We start from the raw sequence: 2,507 nt of genomic DNA on the forward strand, positions 1-2,507 counted from the left end.
CTCAGTCTGCTTGTCACAGTGCAGGGTGCGATGGACAACGGGGTATGGACGCGCCGATTATCAGCAGTGAGGGCCTGTTGCGGCTGGTCGAGTTGGTCGACTGCCTGAAGGCTCGTGACCTGGACGAAGGTGACGCGTCGTGGACGGCGACAGCGGGAGCGTGCTCCCCAGATGGAGGAGGGCCGCCCGGAAGCGTCGCGGTGGGAGGTACTGCCGGAGCTGAACCGTCGGGCGGCGGTGCGGTTACTGAGCCTGTTGATGAGCCGGGTGCTGACGAGCCCGCCCGCCGCGGCAACGAGCGGGGGTGACGGCGGTGACGCTGCGGGAGCGTGAGTCAGGCAAGGTGCAGGGGCGGCACCGTGACGGGCTGGCGGTCGTGTATGTACGGCAGTCGTCCAGGCAGCAGGTTGTCGACCATGGTGAGTCGACGCGGCTGCAGTACGGCCTGGTGGAGCGGGCGGTGGCGCTCGGGTGGGCGCGGACTCGGGTGCTGGTGATCGACGAGGATCTGGGCCGGTCCGCGGCGGGTGCGCAGGACCGGCCGGGTTTCCAGCGGCTGGTCACCGAGATCACGATGGGGCATGTGGGGCTGGTGCTCGGCATCGAGATGTCCCGGCTGGCGCGGGCGGGGCGGGACTGGCACCAGTTGATCGAACTGTGCAGCCTGGCGCGGACTCTGCTGGCGGACACCGACGGGGTCTACGATCCCAACGAGTACAACGACCGATTGCTGTTGGGCCTGAAGGGCACCATGAGCGAGGTCGAACTGCACCTGATCAAGCAGCGGATGGCGTCGGGCCGGCTGGCGAAGGCCGCGCGGGGCGAGCTGGCCGTGCCGCTGCCGGCCGGCTATGTCCGCAGGCCCTCCGGCGAGGCGGCGTTCGACCCGGACGAGCAGGTGCAGAGTGTCGTCCGGCTGGTCTTCCAGCTCTTCGAACAGCTCGGGACGGTGCATGCGGTGCTGCGGTTTTTGACCGAGCACCAGGTGCAGATCGGGATGCGGGAACGCGCGGGAGTGGCCAAGGGCGAGGTCGTCTGGCGCCGTCCGCACCAGACCGGCATCCAGAATATGCTGCGCAATCCGGCCTATGCCGGGATCTACGCCTATGGGCGCTCCCGCATCGACCCTTCCCTCAGGCTTCCCGGCCATCCCCAGTCCGGCAAGGTCCGCATCGCGGCCGACCAGTGGCTGGTGACGATTCCCGACATGCTGCCCGCCTACATCACCGTCGCCCAGTACGAGCGCAACATCGCCCGGATGCAGGCCAATCGGGCCCGGGCCGAGAGCCTGGGAGCCCCACGCCAGGGACCCGCGCTGCTGACCGGCCTGGTGATGTGCGGGATCTGCCACCGCCGCATGGGCGTGAACTACGAGAACACCAAGACCGGGCTGGTGCACCGCTACGTCTGCCTGCGCCAGCACCTGACCTACGGGGTGGAGCGGTGCCAGCAGATGGCCGGGGCCTTCCTGGACGCCTACGTGGTCGAGCAGGTCCTTGCGGCGCTGGCCCCGGCCGCGCTCGAGCTGTCCGTGCACGCCGCCGAACAGGTCGAACAGCACCGCCTGGAAGTGGACCGCATCTGGCGGCAGCGACTTGAGCGCACCGAGCTGGCCTGCGACCGGGCCCGACGCCAGTATCAGCTCGCCGAACCCGAAAACCGTCTGGTGATACGGCAGTTGGAGAAAGACTGGGAAGAGGCCCTCACCGCCCACCAGCAACTCAGCGAGGACTACCAGCACTTCGTCCAAAGCCGCCCCGTGCGCCTGAGCGCGGTCGACCTCGCCGCCATCCGCGTCCTCGCACGCGACATCCCCGCACTCTGGCGGGCACCGACCACCACCCGCACCGACCGCAAACGACTGCTGCGCTGCGTGGTCGAACAGGTCCAGGTCACCGCCCAGGGAACCAGCGAGAAAGTACACGCCGTCCTGACCTGGGCCGGCGGCAGCCAGAGCACCGCAGACCTGCTGCGCCCGGTCGCCCGCCTGGACCAACTCTCCTACTACCCCACCCTGGTGGAACGACTGCGCACCCTGGCGGCCACGGGACTGACCGCGAACGCCATCGCCGACCAACTCGCCGCAGAGGGCCTGCGCCCGCCGCACCGCAAGGAACGGTTCCACACCGGCGAGAAACTACAACTCCTCCAGCGTCACCAACTCCGCCCCACCCGAACCCAGACACGGCCGGCGGACCCCGTCCTCGCTCCCGGCGAATGGTGGCTCGCCACGCTCGCCCGCGAGATCGGAATGCCGGTGGCCACCCTGTTCGGATGGCTCCAACGCGGCTGGGTCAACGGGCGGCAGGACACCCGCCCGCCACACCGCTGGATCATCACAGCCGGCCCGGACGAAGTGGAACGGCTACGCGCACTGCACCAACTCCCCGCGGGCCACCACAACCGCCGCCGCTGGACCGAGATTCAACAAACAGACAACGCGGAAGGAACATGAGCATCATGCCGACGGAATGCCACAGGACCTGCGCTGAGAACACGACATCTCG

The 2,507-nt window shown here is 68.8% G+C and carries 1 protein-coding gene; it reads left to right on the forward strand.

The window, feature by feature from the left end:
• Window positions 1-304: 304 nt before the first annotated feature.
• Window positions 305-2,455, forward strand: a complete 2,151-nt coding sequence (locus ACIRVK_RS45435; protein WP_404258030.1) for a recombinase family protein — start codon at window positions 305-307, stop codon at window positions 2,453-2,455.
• The last annotated feature ends 52 nt before the right edge of the window (window positions 2,456-2,507 follow it).

This window comes from Streptomyces sp. NPDC101152 (assembly GCF_044768275.1).
Classification (GTDB): domain Bacteria; phylum Actinomycetota; class Actinomycetes; order Streptomycetales; family Streptomycetaceae; genus Streptomyces.